General features: G+C 35.4%; 15 protein-coding genes. 9 read left to right on the forward strand and 6 right to left on the reverse strand.

Annotation, left to right across the window (positions count from 1 at the left end; all coding sequences use genetic code 11):
* Positions 1-251 precede the first annotated feature (251 nt).
* From ACO05S_RS04625 to purL, 3 genes are all read right to left on the reverse strand, one after another.
* On the reverse strand, positions 252-857 hold the full coding sequence (locus ACO05S_RS04625) for a porin family protein (protein WP_421920364.1): 606 nt from the start codon (positions 855-857) through the stop codon (positions 252-254).
* Positions 858-999: 142 nt separating this feature from the next.
* Positions 1,000-1,728, reverse strand: coding sequence for a bifunctional demethylmenaquinone methyltransferase/2-methoxy-6-polyprenyl-1,4-benzoquinol methylase UbiE (gene ubiE / locus ACO05S_RS04630; RefSeq protein ID WP_421920365.1), 729 nt, complete (start codon positions 1,726-1,728; stop codon positions 1,000-1,002).
* Positions 1,729-2,130: 402 nt separating this feature from the next.
* Positions 2,131-4,290, reverse strand: coding sequence for a phosphoribosylformylglycinamidine synthase subunit PurL (purL, locus tag ACO05S_RS04635; RefSeq protein ID WP_421920366.1), 2,160 nt, complete (start codon positions 4,288-4,290; stop codon positions 2,131-2,133).
* 157 nt (positions 4,291-4,447) lie between these two features.
* Between purL and ACO05S_RS04640 the strand changes: the two genes are divergently transcribed.
* Positions 4,448-5,206, forward strand: coding sequence for an SDR family NAD(P)-dependent oxidoreductase (locus ACO05S_RS04640; protein ID WP_421920367.1), 759 nt, complete (start codon positions 4,448-4,450; stop codon positions 5,204-5,206).
* Positions 5,207-6,137: 931 nt separating this feature from the next.
* On the opposite strand, the gene ACO05S_RS04645 is transcribed toward ACO05S_RS04640, so the two are convergent.
* Entirely contained in the window at positions 6,138-9,041 is a 2,904-nt protein-coding gene (locus tag ACO05S_RS04645) for a PAS domain S-box protein (RefSeq protein WP_421920368.1), read from the reverse strand.
* 280 nt (positions 9,042-9,321) lie between these two features.
* Here ACO05S_RS04645 and ACO05S_RS04650 point away from each other — a divergent pair, with 280 nt between their 5' ends.
* Positions 9,322-9,882 carry a hypothetical protein gene (locus ACO05S_RS04650; protein WP_421920369.1) on the forward strand — a complete coding sequence of 187 codons (561 nt, stop codon included), beginning with the start codon at positions 9,322-9,324 and terminating at the stop codon, positions 9,880-9,882.
* Between the two features lie 395 nt (positions 9,883-10,277).
* Here the strand turns inward: ACO05S_RS04650 and ACO05S_RS04655 are convergent, their stop codons facing one another.
* Entirely contained in the window at positions 10,278-12,011 is a 1,734-nt protein-coding gene (locus ACO05S_RS04655; RefSeq protein WP_421920370.1) for a BamA/TamA family outer membrane protein, read from the reverse strand.
* Positions 12,012-12,565: 554 nt separating this feature from the next.
* On the opposite strand from ACO05S_RS04655, the gene gap reads away from it, so the two are divergent.
* The 6 genes from gap to miaA all read left to right on the forward strand — a co-directional run bounded on the left by gap (position 12,566) and on the right by miaA (position 19,387).
* Positions 12,566-13,573, forward strand: coding sequence for a type I glyceraldehyde-3-phosphate dehydrogenase (gene gap, locus ACO05S_RS04660; protein ID WP_421920371.1), 1,008 nt, complete (start codon positions 12,566-12,568; stop codon positions 13,571-13,573).
* A 187-nt stretch (positions 13,574-13,760) separates the two neighbouring features.
* Positions 13,761-16,313 (forward strand): bifunctional aconitate hydratase 2/2-methylisocitrate dehydratase, encoded by a 2,553-nt coding sequence (locus tag ACO05S_RS04665; protein ID WP_421920372.1) that lies wholly within the window; start codon positions 13,761-13,763, stop codon positions 16,311-16,313.
* 87 nt (positions 16,314-16,400) lie between these two features.
* Positions 16,401-16,703 (forward strand): DUF2752 domain-containing protein, encoded by a 303-nt coding sequence (locus ACO05S_RS04670; protein WP_421920373.1) that lies wholly within the window; start codon positions 16,401-16,403, stop codon positions 16,701-16,703.
* A gap of 107 nt (positions 16,704-16,810) precedes the next feature.
* Positions 16,811-17,893, forward strand: coding sequence for an acyl-CoA reductase (locus ACO05S_RS04675; RefSeq protein ID WP_421920374.1), 1,083 nt, complete (start codon positions 16,811-16,813; stop codon positions 17,891-17,893).
* Entirely contained in the window at positions 17,883-18,452 is a 570-nt protein-coding gene (locus ACO05S_RS04680; protein ID WP_421920375.1) for an IS1096 element passenger TnpR family protein, read from the forward strand. The genes ACO05S_RS04675 and ACO05S_RS04680 overlap by 11 nt, the downstream gene beginning before the upstream one ends.
* A gap of 23 nt (positions 18,453-18,475) precedes the next feature.
* A complete protein-coding gene (gene miaA, locus ACO05S_RS04685) occupies positions 18,476-19,387 on the forward strand; it encodes a tRNA (adenosine(37)-N6)-dimethylallyltransferase MiaA (protein ID WP_421920376.1) in 912 nt (303 codons plus the stop codon).
* A gap of 17 nt (positions 19,388-19,404) precedes the next feature.
* On the opposite strand, the gene ACO05S_RS04690 is transcribed toward miaA, so the two are convergent.
* Positions 19,405-20,166, reverse strand: a complete 762-nt coding sequence (locus tag ACO05S_RS04690; RefSeq protein WP_421920377.1) for a response regulator transcription factor — start codon at positions 20,164-20,166, stop codon at positions 19,405-19,407.
* A 123-nt stretch (positions 20,167-20,289) separates the two neighbouring features.
* Here ACO05S_RS04690 and ACO05S_RS04695 point away from each other — a divergent pair, with 123 nt between their 5' ends.
* Positions 20,290-20,961 carry a hypothetical protein gene (locus ACO05S_RS04695; RefSeq protein WP_421920378.1) on the forward strand — a complete coding sequence of 224 codons (672 nt, stop codon included), beginning with the start codon at positions 20,290-20,292 and terminating at the stop codon, positions 20,959-20,961.
* The last annotated feature ends 163 nt before the right edge of the window (positions 20,962-21,124 follow it).

Consider the following 21,124-nt stretch of genomic DNA (forward strand, 5'->3'; position numbering starts at 1 on the left):
AACTTTCCATTATGTGTTTGCCTGCTTTCGGCATAAATTTCCTCAAATCTTCTTGAAATATCCCGATATTCCTTCGAAAATTTGATAAAATTTCTACTCAAAATCAGTTCAAACTGTGAACGAATTTTACCTCGAACTCACGTTAAAATAATTCTTAAACATACACGGGAATGATGATTTCGATCTTGTGGTTTCCATCTGTCAAATGGAAAAAAAAAGATAAGCAGATAAATCCTAATCTGAAATTGATCCTATTCAAAATGGAATGAAAGGGTAATGATTTTGGAATTCATTCCACGAATGGCATCTGTGTATGCCTCGTATCCGGGGTTGTCGATATCATACTGATGATTTAAGATATCTCGCAAGCCAATGGCGAATTTCAGTTCGGTAGCCAGCTTAAAGTAGGGCAAATAAAAATCAACCCCTGCTCCTAATTCCAAATATACATCGGTAGTATTCAAACGAATGAGCATGTTATTCTCAGGATCGAGCGCATCTTGCGATTGCACATCAATCTTATAACTTGCACCACCAATTAAATATGGCCTGTAGTTATTCAAGCGCTTGGCGCGATACTTAAGCATTAAGGGCAAGTTCACCAGAACTGATTCTACGGTAACCTCATCTTGTGGTAAATTGGAGTACTTAATCGTTCTCTCGCCGAACTCCAATCCCGGTAAAAATCGCAATGACCAATTTTCGTGCAGGCGCAAATCAGATACAATTCCAACCGAAAAACCTGGCGAAAAAACAACTTGTTCTGCCCTGGCTTCGGTTCTACCTGCATTAAATATGGCAAAATCCATGCTGTTTACTGCCAAGCTAAATCCAAAGTGCAATCTTTTCTGATCCACTTTTTGATAATTCAGTATGCTTTCAGGTTTATATCCTCGTTGTGCAAAAACTGAGGAAAAAAAGGAAAGGCAGAGTAGTATTAAGAGCGTCCGTTTCAAATCCTATCGTTTATTTTTTAGTAATAACCATTAAAATATAAAATTATTGCATCGCCTTGCTTCCAATGTAAATGGAAGCAATACCAAAGCTCAATTTTATTTGTTTTGTATCAGTAAAACCACAGTTCTCATAAATTTTTAGAAAGTCGTTCCCGTCCGGAAAAGCATCAACCGATTCAGGCAGGTAAGTATATGCCGAAGCATCTTTAGAAAACATTCTTCCCCAGAATGGCAGAATTCTAAAAAAGTAAAAGTTGTAGATCTGTTTTACAGGAAACTTTCTGGGTTTCGAAAACTCAAGAACCAGCACCTTTCCTCCCGGTCTTACCACACGATTCATTTCTGACAATCCCTTTTCTAGATTTTCGAAGTTACGAACCCCAAAGGCCACTGTAATGGCATCGAAAGAATTGTCGTCGAACTGTATATCTTCAGAATCACCCTCGAAGAGTTCAATTTTGTGTTTCAAATTCTTTTTGGCAATTTTTTTTCTTCCCACTGCCAACATTTCAGTCGAAATATCAATCCCTATAACCTTATCGGGATTTAACTTTAGATTTGCCAAAGCAAAATCACCTGTGCCGGTAGCAATGTCCAAAATCTTTTTAGGCTTTAAAGGTTTCAATAATTTAATCGCCTTTTTTCTCCAAAGCCGATCAATCCCCATTGACAAAGTATGATTCAGAAAATCATATTTTTTAGCGATATTATTGAACATCAGCTCTACCTGCGCCTTTTTTCCTTTGTCTAAATCTTTATATGGATTTACCACGAACTTTTATTTCTAGTTAATAGCACGAAACCTATTCCCATTTTTTATACATGATCGTATAGATTTCAAAAACAATGCAATCGTAATACCAGTATTAGCATCAATTCTTCATACAATTTAAATCTCATTTATAATAAAACTGGTACAACACCTTACGACCGCACAAATATAATGAATGAAAAACAAAGAACCATTACCTGATTCTTTGTTATCTGTTTCCTTATGATACCAGTATTAGCATGAAATAAGTCTCATTCTTTTGTCCTTATGAGTTTATTCTTCCTTAAAAAATATCGGCACAACTATGGCTAAGCCTCTATTTTTTGCCTTGTCCAAACTCAAAATCCTCCAAACAATTTAATACTCATTTCATAATAAAACCGGTATTGTTTCAAAAATTCGCTAAGCTAAAATGTTATTTCTTTCGTAGATTTTCTTGTACTCATCAATAAAACCATACGAAATATCATCAATTCGAAGTTCTCCTTTGGTGATGTGTCCTAAGGTTGAGAATGGTAGGCCACTTTCCATCATCAAATCAATAAATTCGTTTTCATTTTCCATGGAAACCGATACCACAACCCTTCCCTGTGCTTCGCCAAATAAAAATGCGTCCATTCGAACCTCGGCAGGTGAAGTGATATCAAAGCCCAATCCCAAAGGCATAGCCGACTCAATCAAGTTAAAAAACAATCCACCTCGCTCTACACTATGTGCCGAACCGATTAATTTCGACTCGATTAGTTTTGCTGTAACAGTATTAATTTTCTTTTCCTCTTCAATATCGAAGTAAGGGATTCCGGCCTTGCATTTTTGATGATAAGAGCATAAATACTCTGAGCCGGAAATATCATTACGCGACTTACCAATTAGGAAAATCATTTCTCCTTTATTTCTAAAAATATAAGACATATGATTTTCTTTATTCGGAAGCATTCCCATCATGGCAATAACAGGAGTAGGATTAATAGCTTTTCTTTTTCCCAGCACCGAACTTTCGTTGTAAAAACTAACATTCCCTCCGGCCACAGGAGTTTCGAAGTGGGAACTGGCTTTGGCAATCCCTTTTATGGTTGCAACAAACTGCGAATACACACTCTCCTCGAGCGGACTGCCAAAATTTAAACAGTCGTTAATTGCCAATGGCTTTCCACCAGAACATACAATACGTCGCGCAGCTCTTGCAATATTAATTTGTGCACCTATATATGGATTGTTTAAGGAATACACCGAATTACCGGAAACCGTAAAGCATATGGCTTTTTTATCTTTTCCTAATAAAGCTATCTGGGCATCCGATGGTGAGTTAACTCTGGCCTCTTCCATATTCCGTTGCAAATGTTCCTTAATTACCAGGTTTGGATTGTTTACCATTTTACTAATAACCTTCCAGTAATTATCGGGTTCTGAAATGGTTTCAAGAAAGTCGATGTTATTATTACTTTCAAGCTCTTGAAACTTTCTCTCGGTTTTTGGAGCACCAAAACCCATCACCAAATCCTGTGCATTTACTTCGGCAACCACTTCTGAATTCTCAAAAAATTGAATGGTTTTATTTGAGCTTAAAACACCTACTTCTTCACAAGTTACATTCCGATCATCAAAAGCCTTTTTAAGCATGCTTGATTTTTCCTCATCCACAACAATCATATATCTTTCCTGAGTTCTAGAGAGAAGAACCTCCTCAATTGTCATTCCTTCCTCACCCAGTGGAATTTTATTCAAATTCAGTTCCAAGCCGGTTTTTGCGTGTGCGCTAATCACCGAACATGCATTTAATATTCCGGCCATATCCATATTTTCAACCCGGATTAAAGCATCTTGTTCATTCAATTGTAATATTACATCCGTTAATGTATTGCCCAAATCAGGATCTCCTTTTGGAATGGTAAAACTCTCATTTTTTCCAAACACTCCTTCCGAACCAGTAGGATTACCAACGATAAACAAAACCTGTCCTACTTTCAGTTTTCGGTTGCTGAGTAACTTATCCTTAGGAACAAGCCCAGCTATCATTACATTTACTAATGGATTTGTATCATACGAAGAATTGTAGAAGATTTCACTTCCCATATCTTCTATGTAAAGAACATTAGAATAATCATTAATCCCCTTAATGATTTCTTCCATTAACCATTTTGTTCTGTCGAGAGTTGAATCTCCAAAACGCAATGAATTCAATATAATTTGTGGTTTTGCTCCAAGCGAAACAATGTCTCTGCAAACATCGCCCACACATGTAGCTGCTCCTTGGTAAGGATCAATTCCCGACGGGTGATTATGAGTTCCCATTTTAAACACACAACATTCGCCATTTCCCAAATCAATAACTCCTGCATTAGCTTCCTGTGCTCCTGATACTATGTTATCACCCTTATTGGGTAAGGATGAAATCCAGGAAGCTGAACTCCTATATGATAAGTTCTCTGACCACATTACAGAATAAATTTGCAATTCCAATAAATTTGGATCTCTGCCTAAACTCTGAACAATTTGATCATACGATTCTTTATTTATTCCTAGATTTTCTGCTATTTGAACTGAAACGTTTTGTCTTTCCATAAAGCAATTTTATTGGTGGTGAACATTTTAAAATTAAAAAAAATAAGATAGGAACACGAATTATGACTGTTGTTTTTACCTTTACCGTTCAATAAAACATTAAATGCAAAACAGGATACAAAATCATTAACAAAATAAATCAGAAATACAAACAAAAATGAAAAAAATTGCTTTTATAACAGGTGCAACTGCCGGTATTGGAGAAGCTTGTGCTAAAAGAATGGCAAAAGCAGGATACGATCTAATCATATCGGGTCGAAGAGAAGAAAACCTAAACCAGCTCGAAAAGGAAATTATAAAAGAATCAAACTGTAAGATTTGCAAACTGGTTGTAGATGTTCGCAAACAGGAGGATGTGTTCGACAAAATAACCCAGCTTCCCAAAGAGTGGCAAAATATCGACTTATTGATAAACAATGCCGGTTTGGCTGTTGGGATTTCTGCTATTCAGGATGGTGTGATTGATGATTGGGAAAGAATGATTGACACCAATATTAAAGGCTTACTTTACATTACCAGAGCGGTTAGCCCATTAATGATTGAAAGAAAGAAAGGCCATATTATTAATGTTACATCAATTGCGGGCAAGGAAGTTTACCCGGGAGGAAATGTATATTGCGCTACCAAACATGCAGTAGATGCATTAACCAAAGGAATGAGAATTGACATGCTTCCTCACAATATTAAGGTATCATCTGTAGCCCCGGGAATGGTAGAAACAGAATTTTCTGTCGTTCGCTTCAAGGGAGATAAATCAAAGGCCGATCAGGTTTACAATGGTTTTACTCCCTTATACGCCGAAGATATTGCCGATACGGTAGAATTTATTGCTAGTCGTCCGGCACATGTCAACATCAACGACGTATTGATTATGCCTACAGCCCAAGCTTCGGCAAGAGACCTTGTTCGAAATTAAATGAATACCAACATCAGCATGAAAAGAGTCACGTTTGCTTTTCATTTTGAGTTTGTTCTTCATTAAAAAAACATAGCCGTAGCTGCGGCTATGTCTGCATCTTTTGACCTGTATACACTCAAAATTCTAAAAACAATTTAATCCTGATTGCATGATAAAACCTGCATTATTTTTGGTAAAATCTTATTTAAAATCAGAGAAAAATGTAAGGTGTATGTGAATTGATACGCATAAAAAGTTGAGCTTTTAACGTAAAAAACTGAACCTTTAACGTTTTTAGCTGAACTTTTCACATTAAAACCTGAGCTTTACACGTTAAACAGTGAACCCGTAACGTAAAAAGGTGAGGTTTTAATGTTACGAGCTTAAGTTTTGATGTTTTTTGCTGTCCTTTGAGGGTAGAAAAGCATGGTTTTTCATTAAAAGTTGAGCTTTTCACGTTAAAAGCTCAGGTTTTAACGTGAAAACTTGAGCCAGGAACGTTCACGGCTCAAGTTTTAACGTTCATAGCTCAGCTAAAAACGTTCATAGCTCAAGTTTTAATGTGAAAAGTTCAGCCATTAACATTAAAAGCACAAGAAATACCATAGAAAACTCGGTTGGTAATGTTAAAAGCTTAAATAACGTGAGTTAGACGTAAAATTCGTTCACAGTTTGATCTGATTTTGAGTAGAAATTTTCTCAAATTTTCGAAGGAATATCGGGATATTTCAAGAAGATTTGAGGAAATTTATGCCGAAAGCAGGCAAACACATAATGGAAAGTTCCCTTTACAACATCTTCACATTAAAAATTCCTCAAAATAGCCCGCTATTCTTTCCAAATTTTTAATGCAAATCTATCGCAAATATAACTTTCTGTGGATAGAATTTTACGTCGAACTCACGTTAAATAATAATGTTGAAAGGTGAATGAATAGCAGAAATGAGTCTTAAGCTATTTTTATAAAATCTTTTAACTTATCGAGTAACAATTCCTTTTTTATTGGTTTTGAAATGTAATCGTCACAACCAATTTCAAGAGCCCTGTCTTTATCGCCATTCATTGCATAAGCTGTTTGTGCAATAATGATCATTTCCGGATAGAACTTTTTAATCTCGAGTGTTGCCTCCATTCCATCAATTTCCGGCATTCTCATATCCATTAAAATCAGGTCAATTTCAGATCCTCTTTCTTTACAAATTCGAATAGCCTCTCCTCCATTCTCTGCATGAATCACCTTGTACTTGCTTCGTTTTAAGATTGCTTCAATTAATTTGAAATTCGAAAGCTCATCCTCAGCCACCAATATGGTAGGTTTATCATCTATTTCTGTTGCAGTTTTATCGCTCATTTTATGCTTTGGTTTTTCAGTTGACAAAATACAATCCAGAAACACACTAAATGTTGATCCTTTGTTTAGCTCCGATTCCACTTCGATTCTGCCTCCCAACATATCCATAATTTTCTTTGAGATGGACAAACCCATTCCTGTTCCTCCGAATGTTCTTGTTATTGAATCGTCAACTTGTCTAAAACGGTCGAATATAATTTCCTTCTTATCTTGTTCTATCCCAACTCCGGTATCCTTCACATACAGATTTATTGTTTTACCACTAATCTTATATCCAAATTCAACATATCCTTCATTGGTAAACTTCAAGCCATTTTTAAACAAATTCATCACAACATTCAACAATCGCTGAAAATCTGTTTTTATCAGAACTTTATTAAAATTCGTATCAGGAACAAACTTAATTTCCAATCGCTCTTTATTCTCCAATTTGCGTTTTTCAATGGCTTGGCTTTTTACCTCTTCAAAAAAGTTATCCAATAAAAATTCGTCATCTCTTCTTTCCATTCCTCCCGATTCTATCATGGTAAATTTTAAGATGTCCTCGATAATTTCGTGAAGCTGATTTCCGCTCTTATTAATAAGTTGAACAAATTCAAGAATTTCGTCAACACTCATCTTATTGTTACAAAGATTTGAAAATCCTATTACAGAGTTTAAAGGTGTTCTTAGTTCGTGAGAAACATTGGCAAGAAAAGCTGATTTCATTCGGTCTGATTCTTCAGCTTGAATTTTTGCCTCCATTAAATCCTTTTCAAATTGCTTGCGATCTGTAATGTCTTCTTTTGTAGCCATGTAGTGGGTAATCTTTCCAAAATCATCTTTAATGGCCGAAAAACTTGCCCTTTCCCAATAGAGTTCTTTGTTCTTTTTAACGTTCAGAAATTCGCAATTCCATTCTTGTCCTCGCACCAAATTCCTCCACATTTGCTCATAAACTTTCTTAGGGGTAAATCCAGATTTTAATATCCGAGGATTCTTTCCGATTACTTCTTCTTCTGTATACCCTGTAACCTGGCAAAATTTGGGATTCACATATTCTATATCACCGTATCGGTTGGTAATTACAATTGAAGCAGGACTTTGTTCCATAGATCGATACAAGGTCTTTAACTCCAATTCCTTATTTCTTCTGCTTACTCCAGTGGCAATCTGCAAGGATACAAGTTCTAATAACTTTAATGTGTCTGCATCCGGGTTAATAGGACTTCCAAACGAAGAAATTCCATAAACACCCAGCACTACATCATTATCAATTAAAGGGAAGCCAATCCATCGTTTAGGTATTTCTGAAAGCGATAACTCATTCTTCCCAGCCAGATCTTTTATCTGACTTTCGTCCAGATTTAGCATTTTCTTCTCTTTTAATACCAAAGAACTGACTGATTCAGAGAAAGCGAGATTTCTATATTCACCAGAGCTTTGACTAAAAAGTCGTAAGTATTTTTTCATAGGCGAAATCAATTCCAAAAACATTTCTCCTGTTCCAATAACTGGTCGTAACAGTTTACCAATGCCTTGAACCAAATCTATTTGACTTGGAGCAGAATTTAACAGATCAGTAGTCTCATAAATAATCTTCTCCTGTATCTGATTCCAAACCTTTTCGTTAATATTCCGATAAGTAGCATATACGGCGATTTTCTCGTTATCCAGAAAAATGGGTTTTCCGGTTACTTGAACATGTATCTGTTTTCCATATTTGGTTTGCCTAATCGTAGTAACATCCAAAAACTTACCTTGTGAAGTCTGCTTTGTATATGAGATTGCTTCTTCCTTAAAGTTTTCAGGTACAATAATATCGTTAATTAACTTCGATAAAACCTCTTCTTTTGAATATTCAAAAAGTTTTTCAAACTCCTTGTTCACTCTAATCACCCTATCTTGATTATCAAGAATTACAATGGCCTCTGGTGAATTTTCAAATAGATTTTCAAAAAAGACTTTCTGCATACGCAACTCTTCTGAGTATTCCAGATTTTGCTTCATCTGCAAATTCAATTCGTAAGCCACGGTTATTTGGTTGGACAAAATACTTACAAATTTTAATGCCCTCTGTAAATTAAGATCTGCCCTTCTCTTTGAAACAATTCTATCTAAATCAAGTTTCTTTCCTTTAAGCTCTTCTTTGATCACAAATCCAGCATAAACAACAAATCCAAAAACTTTACCTCTCAGCATAATGGGTATGGAAACCGCTTTAGTATATTCAAGATAAGTAAACTCATAATAATCTCTTGATTCTGCACAGTTCGAATTGAACTCTTCTAAAATTTGGTCGAACCCTTTATTTATCCGACCAGTGATCCCATCCAATCCAATAGCAGATGGCTTGGGAGTGATATTACCTGTATAGTCTGTAAGATAACACGGGCAGTTGGATAAATAGCTAAAATCACGTAGCATCTCGACAGCACCAAATAGCAGCTTTCGAACATCCACTCCGTTTTCATTAAATTTCTGTAAATTCTTTTCGACTTTAGGGTTTATATTGTTCATCATAAGTAGTAGCAATAGATTTCGAGAATCAGGCTTCGATATCTGTATACTGAAAATAGCTTATTTTGATACATTTTTCTATTAAAACTTAAATTATTGTAAAAGCTCAAAGGTGATACATAACAAACATTTATGAATTATTCTCAATAAAATACAGCTTGTAAATATTGATAAGTTATTAACTTAACCCAATTCAATTCCACTATCCTTAAAATTCATCAACAAAAACAATTTTGTGGTCAGAACATTTTTTTAATAAATTTGACGATATCCCTAACCAATCATGCAAAAGTTAATCGGCTTTAACATCAAAAGAAACAAAAAGTTATTGGTTTCCGACATCATAAAATTTTACGAAGTAAGAGGTTATGAGCTAAAGGATGCTAATGCAACAGGTATGGTATTTATGCGTGGTAGCATCTGGGGAAATATGACATCATTGAACCCAACCAAATGGAAAACTAAAGTTGATATAGAAATAATTAAAAAAGAAAGACTTGATTACAACATCTATGCAAATTATAAATTTACAACTTCAGGTTTTTACCGATCCCAAACGGAAGAGAATTATTACAATGAGGAACTAAATGCCTTTTCGAAAGCGATTAAAGATTTTGAAATCCATCCTGAATCTACTGAAGCTCTTGTTGAGATGGCAAACAAATCAAATTTTCAGTTAATCACAAAGTCATTATTGTTTGGGATTCCTATTGCAACTGTGCTAATCTTAATCACAAACAGTTTATTAACCAACAGATTACCGGTAAGCATTGCCTGCCTAATTACTGCGATTTCCATTCTTACTTTTTACTTATTACTTATTGGTTTGCGCAAGAAAGCCTAGAAATACCATTGCTTTAAAAAGATAGAATCCGAAAACAAATAAAAACCAGGCAGTTTTCGTTTTAATTTAGTTCGCCTATATTTTTTTTAAAACGTTTGCAACATGTTGTAAAACTTATTTCAAACGTATGCGGAATTTAAACTTTATTAATAGTTTTGACCAAACGATTATAAAATCAAAGTACTGATAAGAATCGCGGCTAATAATTTGAAGTTTGATGTTTGCAAAGACCGTGAGAGCAATTTTCCGGTCTTTTGCTTTTTCTATTACTATCAGTATGAAACAAACAGGATTAAAATAATTAAACCCTCCCGATAATGATTATTTTGAACTAGCGGCTTCCATCTGGCAAATAGATAAAAATATAAACCCATGAAACTGGTCTAAAATTGACATCAGAATCTGCTAACAAATCCGAAATGAACTTTTGCGCTTCGAAAGTTAAAATTCTGGTTCTCCTGCTTACCCAGTGCGTAACTCAAACTAAATATTCCCGCCTTGCTTGCAAAGTTTAAGCCAAAACCCAGCCCAAGCGGATAATCACTCGTACTCGAAGCCTGTATTTTACTTTCGTAGAATGCAAAATCAGTGAATAAATAAAAACTTGTATTCCTTTCGGGAATAAAACGCAACTCATTGCTTAACGAAGTGTATTTCGAAACCCTAAACGAATTCTCATCAAATCCACGCAGGCTTTTTAGTCCTCCGAGTCTAAACAAATCATTCTCAAACAAGTTTGTTGCATTTAGTATTCCAATCTTATTACTAATTCTATAACTTATTTTATTGCAGATTGGCAGATTAAATTGCGCATTGGATTCAAAACTAAACAAAGTGCCATTTAATTCGATGTCGTTGTATAAATGCTCCGGAATTTTACTATTCTTTTTGACTTTATGAATGCCAACACCTAAAGAGCAATCAAGTTGCCAACCCTTCTTCGGATTAAAAGGATAGTCCAGATTGGAATAAGTAAAACCAAGACCACCAACATTTGTTTTTACATCAGCGTAATCGGGTAAAACGTTAATGCTTAACAAATGAGACGTAGAAATTAAGGAGGATGATCGGAGTTTATAGTATAGTTTCACATGTCGGTTTCCTTTCTGAAACACTCTTAATCCAATTTGTAAATGTGTTGTAAGGAAAGTAGTATCCTGCTTGTACAGTTCAAAATTAAAATCCACACCTGTATTTCCAACAAAATATGGATGCATAAAACCCACAGATAAGTCCTGACTTTTGGAATCAAATTTTTTCCAATTCAAATAAATCTCTTCTCCAAACCTGAATGAATTCTGAAGCTTCAGATTGATTTCACCAGTTACCGATACATTTTCCTCTTCACCTTGACCTGACTGCAAGCCAAGTATTCCGTCAAAGCGATTTGACAATTCCTTTTCCAAATAAGTATAAAGTATCGCCTTGTTTTTGATAAACTCCACTTCGGCCGGTTTAATCTCCTCACAAAAGCCTAAGACATCTAATTTGCTCGAAACCTTTCTAAAGTTGCTTTCATGGTAGGGTTTATTAGGTTCGATATTTAAATGTCTGATTAGAAACTTTTTATTCACCTTAAAATTCCCTTTCATTATTAAACTATCCCATTCAACATATTGACCTTTTTCAATCTTCCATTTGCCGGAAATGCACGATCTGTCTATTTGAATGTCATCCTTGCTTATCCTTGCAAATGGAAATCCCTCATCATTATATTTCCGGATAGTTCTTTCTTGAAAATCCCTGACTTCATCAAAGTGTATCTGCCTTGACTTTCTTATACTCATCGATAAAGCCATCGAATCATTCGGATTGATTCCCTTGTGAGAAACTCTTTTAAATGTGTACTTGTTTCCAATATGAACATAGGCAATCAAACTGTCAAGAAATGTTTGCAATGAGTCCACATTTGCTTCCAAAAAGCCTGCTCTTCTTAACTTATCAATCTTATGGCTCAGTTTGTTTACAGCATCCGGTATCCCCGAATACTTGCCTTGAATTCTTTGCAGCGACTTGTGCTTGAATTCCATTTCATCATCTGCCACCACCTTTAAGTGCACTGTATTTTGTGATAAAACCGGAATCATACCCCAAAAAATATAAATAGCAAGAATGAAAACTTTCTTCATACGCAATATTAAATATACCAGAATCTTTAGAATAAATCATTGAAGTGTTCAACTGTGTTTTTGCAAAAATTTATAAACAAACTCATGTTATTAAATTCTTAATTCAACGAAAATACAAGCATAAGATTGTAATAAACGGCAATTAGAACTTTTTTTTATATCTTTTGCAAAATTTTAAACTTAATCTCGATCATAAACTTATTACCGATGAAAAAAACACTTTATGCTATAGCCGTTATATTTCTTCTAGGATTATTTGCGAGTTCTTGTGCTGTTGACAAAAAATGCCCCGCATATACAAAAGCAGATACAAGCACAACTGTTAAAAAAGCTTAATCACAATTAAAATCTCAATTTATTGAGATTTTTTTTGCTTATAAACTACAATTGCAATCGTTTTAACCAGCTGTATTTATCTGATTAAATGATTATTAAACAACACACTCCCTTAAAAATATCTTGTTTTTTTTTTATTATTTCTATACAAAATATTTTTAAAATACATACTTTTGCCTTTGAGAAACAAAGGGTTTATAAATTAAAATTTATACACAATGTCAAAGATTAAAATTGGTATCAATGGATTTGGCCGTATCGGACGTTTCGTATTCCGTCAGGCTGTTGCAAAAGGTAACATCGAAGTAGTAGCTATTAACGACCTTATCGATGTAGATTACATGGCTTACATGTTAAAATATGATTCTACTCACGGTAAATTCGAAGGAGAAGTTGAAGTTAAAGATGGTCAGTTAGTTGTAAATGGAAACGTAGTTCGCGTTACTGCTGAAAGAAATCCTGCTGATATTAACTGGGGTGCCGTAAAAGCTGAGTATGTAGTAGAATCTACTGGTCTTTTCTTAACAAAAGAAACTGCTCAAGGTCATATTGATGCTGGTGCTAGTAAAGTAGTAATGTCTGCTCCATCAAAAGATGATACTCCAATGTTCGTTATGGGTGTTAACAACACAGAATACTCTAACGACATGACTTTCGTTTCTAATGCTTCTTGTACTACTAACTGTTTAGCTCCTGTTGCAAAAGTATTGAACGACAAATTCGGTATTGTTGAAGGCTTAATGACTACTGTACACGCAACCACTGCTACTCAAAAAACTGTTGATGGTCCTTCTTTGAAAGACTGGAGAGGTGGACGTGGTGCTGGCCAAAACATCATTCCTTCTTCTACTGGTGCTGCTAAAGCTGTAGGTAAAGTAATCCCTGCTTTGAACGGTAAATTAACGGGTATGTCTTTCCGTGTTCCAACACCAGATGTATCTGTAGTTGACTTAACCGTTCGCTTAGAAAAAGAAACTAACTACGAAGCAATCTGTGCTGCTATGAAAGAAGCATCAGAAGGTGAATTAGCTGGTGTACTTGGATATACTGAAGATGCTGTTGTATCTAACGACTTCGTTGGAGATCCTAGAACTTCTATCTTCGATGCAGGTGCTGGTATCCAGTTATCTCCAACTTTCGTTAAAGTTGTATCATGGTACGATAACGAAATGGGTTACTCTACTAAAGTATGCGAATTAATCGAATACATGGAAACTGTAAAATAATCCATACAAAATACATGCTTAAAGCTCTCTTTTAAAAGGGAGCTTTTTTTTATGCCCTAAAACATAAAATAAAGCTTATTTCTAAAAGTATCACATAATCAGAAAAACCATATGTTTGCTTCGCAATTAGAGAAATAATTCTCCATTATTAAACGTAAATTACCTAAACAACAATTTCAGAAAGAAAATGTTAGAACAATACCTAAAACATGAAGCGGCTAGGAATGCCAAAGGTATTCCAGCCCTAGCCTTGAGTGCCGGGCAAACAACTGATCTATGTGATTTATTGCAAAATCCTATTCAAGGAAAAGAAGACTTTTTACTTCACCTGTTTACCGAAAGAATTGCTCCTGGTGTTGATGATTCAACAAAGGTCAAAGCTGATTTCTTAGGTAAGATTCTTAAAAACAAAGTAACATCGCCACTGCTTAGCAAGAAAAAAGCAATTGAAATTCTTGGAACTATGATGGGCGGTTACAATGTGCAGGTATTGGTTGAAGCATTAAAAGACGAAGAGCTAGCAGGTGACGCAGCTGTAGCTCTAAAGGGAATCATACTTGTATATGATGCTTTTAAAACAGTAGCTGAACTCTCCAAAAGCAATTCAGCAGCCAAAAGTGTGATTGAATCCTGGGCTAAGGCAGAGTGGTTTACTTCTCGGGAAGAACTACCAGAAGAAATCAAACTAAAAGTCTACAAAGTAGAAGGTGAAATCAACACTGATGATTTCTCACCTGCATCACAAGCATTTACTCGCCCTGATATTCCTTTGCATGCTTTGTCAATGGGTACTGGTCGTTTCGAGGATGGAATCGAAACCATTGCCCGATGGAGAAAAGAAGGACACAAAGTTGCTTTTGTTGGCGACGTAGTTGGCACTGGTTCTTCGCGTAAGTCTGCTGCCAATTCTTTGTTTTGGCACATTGGTGAGGACATTCCATTTGTTCCAAACAAACGTACTGCAGGTGTAGTAATTGGAGGAGCAATTGCTCCAATTTTCTACAATACGACTCAAGATTCAGGGGGATTACCAATCACTACAAATGTTTCCTTATTAAACACAGGTGATGAAATCATTATCAACAATGTAAAAGGTGAGATTACTCGCAATGGTGAAGTAGTTTCAACTTATACTTTAGCTCCTGATACTTTATCTGATGAGTATCGTGCCGGAGGCCGCATTCCTTTAATAATTGGTAAAGCTTTAACCGAGAAATCGAGAGCTTTATTAGGGTTGCCTTCTTGTGATATTTTTGCTGTTGCAAATAATCCTGAACCAAGACCAAACCAGGGGTACACAATGGCCCAAAAAATTGTTGGAAAAGCTTGTGGTGTTGAGGGTGTGTTACCTGGAACATCATGTGCTCCAAAAATGACAACCGTTGGATCTCAAGACACAACTGGCCCAATGACTCGTGATGAGATTAAAGAGTTGGCATGTTTGAAGTTCGAAGCGCCAATGTTCATGCAGTCTTTCTGTCACACTGCTGCTTATCCTAAAGCAACTGATGTGGCAATGCACAAAAGTATGCCTAAGTTCATTTCGGAACGTAAAGGTGTGCCATTGAAGCAAGGTGATGGTGTAATTCACTCATGGCTGAACCGTTTATTGATTCCTGATACAGTAGGTACAGGAGGTGATTCTCACACTCGTTTCCCATTGGGTATTTCTTTCCCTGCTGGTTCTGGTTTGGTTGCCTTTGCTGGTGCTTTAGGATTCATGCCATTGGATATGCCAGAATCGGTATTAATTAAATTCAAAGGCAAGTTGAACCCAGGTGTTACTTTACGCGATGTGGTAAACGCCATTCCATATTTTGCCATTCAAAACGGACAATTGACTGTTCCTAAGAAAAATAAAATCAATATTTTCAATGGTAAGATTATCGAAATGGAAGGTCTTGAAAACATTACTGTTGAGCAAGCATTCGAGTTGACAGATGCGACGGCTGAACGCTCGGCTGCGGCTGGGTGTATCAAGTTATCAAAAGAGCGCGTTTTTGAATATGTAAAGTCAAATGTTGCCTTGATGGAATCAATGATCAAGATGGGTTACCAGGATGCACAAACTATACAAAATCGTATTGATGCTTGCAACAAATGGTTAGCAAATCCAGAGCTAATAGAAAGAGATGAAAATGCTGAATATGCTGCAACAATCGAGATTGATCTTGCTGAAATTACTGAGCCAATTCTATGTTGTCCTAACGATCCGGATGATGTAAAATTACTTTCTGAAGTAGCAAATACCGAAATTCAGGATGTATTCATAGGTTCGTGCATGACGAACATTGGACACTTCCGTGCTTGTGAACAAGTATGGAAAGGGTTAACACCATCAGATAAAGTAAGAACCTATATGGCTCCTCCAACACGCATGGATGCTGCTGTGTTGAAAGAAGAAGCAACATTTTCAAGTTTCTCTCAGTTAGGAGTTCGTATTGAAACTCCTGGTTGTTCATTGTGTATGGGTAACCAATTGAGAGTTCCGGATAATGCAACCGTATTCTCTACATCAACTCGTAACTTTAACAATCGCATGGGTACAGGTGCTCAGGTTTACTTGGGTTCTGCTGAACTTGGAGCTATTGTTTCCGTAATGGGTAAATTACCAAGTTGCAAAGAGTATATGGAAATGTACCAAGAAAAGATTGAACCTCACGAAGAGGAAATCTACAAATACATGCAATTCGACGAAATGGATATGGAAGATACTTTATACCAGAAAAGAGATCTGTAATCCTATCAAATATGAGTTTAGCCGATGCAACATGCATCGGTTTTTTTTTATTCTTGATTTAATTAAATTACAATCAAAAGTTTAAGCATGTGGCAAAAACTCATTAATTGGTTGGAACAAATACAATTCCAATGTACCTTCAAAAAATACTTTGGGATTTCTTGTCCGGGTTGCGGTTTTCAATCTGCACTTGTCGAATTACTTCGAGGCAATATCTGGGAATCCGTTAAAATATATCCTGCACTTCTACCAATCTTAATTACACTCGTATCATTCTTTATTCAGCTAAAAGTACAGTCTAAGTCTTTGGTAACAATAATGAAATTATCATTCTACCTGAGTCTGATTCTGATATTCGGAAATTACTTTTTAAAACAGATATTAAGCTAGTTATTTGTTAGATACACTTTTAATCGAACTCAGGTTATTAATACCATACAATTCTTATCTTTGCATCGATCAAAAATAATCATTTGGTGCAATCCAGATAAGCAAGCATGAATATAAGTGAAAGAATTAAAGCTTTTGTTGAGCTAGGCGAATTCTTAGAGCAATTTTCAGAGGCAGAATCCCTTAAAAAAGAAAATTGTTTGAACGATTTGTTTTATGAAGATTTTAACGTTTTACTAGCAAAAGTGTCAGTTGAAAACCTTTGGTTTACCCCCAAACATGTTAGAGCATCAATAAGCGGTATTTGTCATTTTTTAAACCAATCAAATATTGAAGAATGGCTTAAATCATACGATACCGCAGGAGAAAGTACAGGCATTAAGGTTGCGGTTATCATGGCTGGAAATATCCCAATGGTTGGTTTTCATGATATGATGTGCGTGTTACTATGTGGGCATACATTTATTGGTAAATTATCGTCAAAAGACAATCAGTTGCTTGATTTCATTGCAAAACTTCTGATTCATATAAATCCTGAATTTGAAATATTAATCCAGTTTAACATCGGACAATTAAACAACTCAATTGGCTTTGATGCATTAATTGCAACCGGAAGTAACAATTCTGCAAGATATTTTGATGCATATTTTTCAAGATATCCGAATATAATCAGAAAAAACAGAAATGCGGTTGCTGTAATTTCGGGGAAAGAAAGCAGTGAAGAAATTCACGCTTTAGGAGATGATATTTTCATGTATTTTGGCCTGGGTTGCAGGAATGTTTCTAAACTTTATTTGCCTGAGGGATACGATGTCAAACAACTTTTTGAGCATTGGACAGGTTTTGCTTTTGCTATTGACCACTCTAAGTATGCCAACAATTATGAGTACCAACGCTCCTTGCTATTAATGAATAAGATCAATCATTTTGACAATGGCTTTTTGTTACTTACAGAGAATAAAGATATTGCTTCGCCGGTAGGAGTTGTGTACTACGAATTTTATTCCGAACTTAACGATATAGAGCTCAAGTTAAAACAAGATTCCGATAAAATACAATGCATTGTAGGAACGGTTTTGAGTAAAGCAATCCCTTTTGGGAAAGCTCAGACACCTCAACTTTGGGAGTACGCGGATGATGTTGACACAATGCATTTCTTAACAAAAATAAAATTAGACCATGATATATAGATTTAAAATTACATCTTCAGAGGTAGAAGATTTTGAAAGGGAAATTGAAATTGGCGACGAACAAACCTATCTTGAATTTCATAATACACTTCAGAAATCGATAGGCTACGATAGTTCTCAAATGGCTTCATTTTATCAAATTGGAGCAGAAGGTGAAAGAGGCTTGGAAATTGCACTGTTCGAAATGAATACTGAAGAAGATGATGATATGAATGTAGTGGCAATGGATGTTGCTATGATTCGTGAATTTGTTTCTAAAGATCATCCAAATTTAATTTATGTATTTGATTTCTTTTCTGACAGATTTTTCAATATTAGTCTAGTCGAAAAAGGCATTTCCAAGTCTAATGCCAAATATCCATTGTGCATTGTAAGCAAAGGTGATGCCCCTGCCCAAATAATAATGGATGCAGAAAACTTTGAAGGATTGGATTTTTCTCAGCTTGATATTAGTCCAGAACCTCCTAAAACAAACGATGATTACCTTACTGATTTTGATGATGAATTTAAGGATGGTCCTGAATTCGAAAACCTCGACGATTACGAGGACATACTATAACATTTTCAATTAGCCTTGTTCCCATGTCCAAGACTTTGATTGTCATTCTTGGTCCAACCGGAGTTGGTAAAACCGATTTAAGCATCAGCATTGCCAAACATTACAAAACCGAAATCTCATCATCGGATAGCCGGCAGGTATATCGCGAAATGCGGATTGGTACTGCCGTGCCCGAACCCGAGCAATTAGCTGCAATAAAACATCATTTCATTCATACCCATTCAATACACGATTACTTTAGCTCCTGGGAGTGTGAGAAGCAAACTTTGCAACTTCTCGAAAAGCTATTTCTCGAAAAAGATCAAGTTCTTTTGGTTGGTGGAAGCATGATGTATATTGACGCTGTGTGCAACGGAATTGATGAAATTCCAAGCATTGATCCGGAACTAAGAAAAGTAGTTTTCGAAAAATATAAACAAGAAGGATTAGAATCGATGCGTATGCAATTAAAACAACTCGATCCGGTTTTTTACAATCAAGTTGATTTAAAGAATGCCAAAAGAGTGATTCATGCAGTAGAAATTTGCCTGATGGCAGGTAAACCATACTCCAAACTTAGAACCAACTCCCGAAAGGAAAGAAGTTTCGATATTGTGAAAATTGGTTTAAATAGAGATCGTGAGGAGTTGTACGATCGTATTAATCGTCGGGTTGATGTGATGATTAAAGAAGGATTAATTGCAGAAGCCAAATCGGTATTTGAATATCGTCAATATAACTCACTCAACACGGTTGGATACAAGGAATTATTTGAGCATTTCGAAGGAATAATCAGTTTAGAGAAAGCAATTGAACTAATAAAACGTAACTCTCGCAGGTATGCAAAAAGACAACTTTCGTGGTTTCGTAGAGATGAAGAAATCCATTGGTTTCATCCCGATCAGAAAAACGAAATTATTCAATTTCTGGAAGAAAGAATAAGCAATTCTAATTAATGTGCGAATTACTTGGTTTAAACAATCTTGTTGATGGTAGCAAAGTAAATAGCCTCCATTGTGGTTTTCACATTCAACTTTTTTACAATATTTCTTTTGTGAAATTTCACGGTATCCTCCGAAATAAAAAGCTTTGCAGCAATCTGACAGGCAGTGCATCCTTGCACCAACATTCTTAAAACATCTTTTTCTCTATCCGAAAGTAATTTTTGCTTTATCAATTCGAACTGCTTGCGCTTTTTATTGTAATTGTACCTCTCCCCTTTATCATGTAATACAATAAATATATTCCCAGGATTTTGGGAAACCGAGAGAGAAACCAGACACAAGGCAAACCAAATATTTCCTGTTTCGGTTAAAATTAAAGGAGTTAGTTTATGATTAATTAAAATCTCATTCCCGGTATCTTTTCTTTTTAATCTAAAATCGTAACATATATAACCTTTATCTCTTCTTTCCTCTGGCAAGTTGTAAAAGAAATCGAAGCCTTTCTCATTCATTTCCATTAACATCATTAAATCGTCCTGTGGAACAACCTTCGAATAAAACTGATATCCCATATTCAAAACCTCTTCCTGGTTGTAGCCAGAAAGAAACAACTGATCATCTGAAACATAGGTAAAATTCTGCCTATTATAATCGATGATATAGAATCCCAGGTTAATCAACTTTGAAACGGATTGAAGAGCCATTATGTACTGTTTTATGAGTAAGTAATTGTCCTCTCCCAAATATCCATCTCTCCTTACTGGTTCAAAAAACCTTTCTACTGTATCCATACGCTTCTTTTTGACAAAACAACATTTCCAATACACGAACCTAATCTAAAACTACACTTTTTGGTAGTTGAATCCAATTTACAGAACTCAAATCTTTGCAATTAACATTAATCTATAATTGATATGGATACATTATTATGCGACTTTGGGAACTACTCACTCTGGTTGGTTTCAGAGGAAAATTTGGTGAAAATAAGTAATTTTATAGTTAAAGTTAATCAAGAATTTCACCTCAAAACCAATACGATTAATTACTACGAACTAATCAAGACCATAACACTCGATTTAGAAAGCTATTCATCATCACACTTTTATGCCATAAAAAATAGAAACCATGAAATTATTGGCTCTATCAAAGCTCAAAAATGGGATGGAATTACAAAGCTTCCAATCGAAGAAGATTTTAAAATCGATTTAAAAGAAGTCCTTCAAAGTCTTCCTTTCACTCCTTCTGAAGTATGGCATATTGGCCGTTTTGCAATCGACCAGAAAAAAATTATCAGCGATCCTTATCTTCGAAAATTTAGAATTACCTATTTAAAAATGTTACTTGCAAATTCATTTCAACACATCAGTAAAAAACCTGATAATATTGCGATTGCAGAGTGCGATAAAAAGTTATTCGAAAAGTTAAAGTTAATGGGCATTCAATCAGCAGCACTAAAAGAATCAAAATATTATTTAGGCTCCGAAACACTTCCAATTCTAAACACCGGCATGGGGGTTAATCAATTTGTAAACGACAATAAAAATCTGTGCTTCGACCTTCACCATATGGATTTACACTCTGCTTAATTCAACACCTGTTACAGGTGTAATCATTCCAATAATTACTTTCTATTCACACTGCCAATTAAAAATCTATTTACTTACTATGAACCCAAGTTCGTTTAAAAATATCTTCTATAGCGATGACTTTTTTTAAAATGAGAATACTTTTGGTATAAATTTCCTCAAA

Origin of the sequence: Marinifilum sp., assembly GCF_965230805.1 — a bacterium.
In the GTDB taxonomy this organism is placed as follows: domain Bacteria; phylum Bacteroidota; class Bacteroidia; order Bacteroidales; family Marinifilaceae; genus Marinifilum.

Excerpts from the sequence above, each read along its gene's own strand:
- purL (WP_421920366.1), bottom strand. The coding sequence starts at position 4,290 with ATGGAAAGACAAAACGTTTCAGTTCAAATAGCAGAAAATCTAGGAATA.
- ACO05S_RS04640 (WP_421920367.1), top strand. The coding sequence starts at position 4,448 with ATGAAAAAAATTGCTTTTATAACAGGTGCAACTGCCGGTATTGGAGAA.
- ACO05S_RS04645 (WP_421920368.1), bottom strand. The coding sequence starts at position 9,041 with ATGATGAACAATATAAACCCTAAAGTCGAAAAGAATTTACAGAAATTT.
- ACO05S_RS04650 (WP_421920369.1), top strand. The coding sequence starts at position 9,322 with ATGCAAAAGTTAATCGGCTTTAACATCAAAAGAAACAAAAAGTTATTG.
- ACO05S_RS04655 (WP_421920370.1), bottom strand. The coding sequence starts at position 12,011 with ATGAAGAAAGTTTTCATTCTTGCTATTTATATTTTTTGGGGTATGATT.
- gap (WP_421920371.1), top strand. The coding sequence starts at position 12,566 with ATGTCAAAGATTAAAATTGGTATCAATGGATTTGGCCGTATCGGACGT.
- ACO05S_RS04665 (WP_421920372.1), top strand. The coding sequence starts at position 13,761 with ATGTTAGAACAATACCTAAAACATGAAGCGGCTAGGAATGCCAAAGGT.
- ACO05S_RS04670 (WP_421920373.1), top strand. The coding sequence starts at position 16,401 with ATGTGGCAAAAACTCATTAATTGGTTGGAACAAATACAATTCCAATGT.
- ACO05S_RS04675 (WP_421920374.1), top strand. The coding sequence starts at position 16,811 with ATGAATATAAGTGAAAGAATTAAAGCTTTTGTTGAGCTAGGCGAATTC.
- ACO05S_RS04680 (WP_421920375.1), top strand. The coding sequence starts at position 17,883 with ATGATATATAGATTTAAAATTACATCTTCAGAGGTAGAAGATTTTGAA.
- miaA (WP_421920376.1), top strand. The coding sequence starts at position 18,476 with ATGTCCAAGACTTTGATTGTCATTCTTGGTCCAACCGGAGTTGGTAAA.
- ACO05S_RS04690 (WP_421920377.1), bottom strand. The coding sequence starts at position 20,166 with ATGGATACAGTAGAAAGGTTTTTTGAACCAGTAAGGAGAGATGGATAT.
- ACO05S_RS04695 (WP_421920378.1), top strand. The coding sequence starts at position 20,290 with ATGGATACATTATTATGCGACTTTGGGAACTACTCACTCTGGTTGGTT.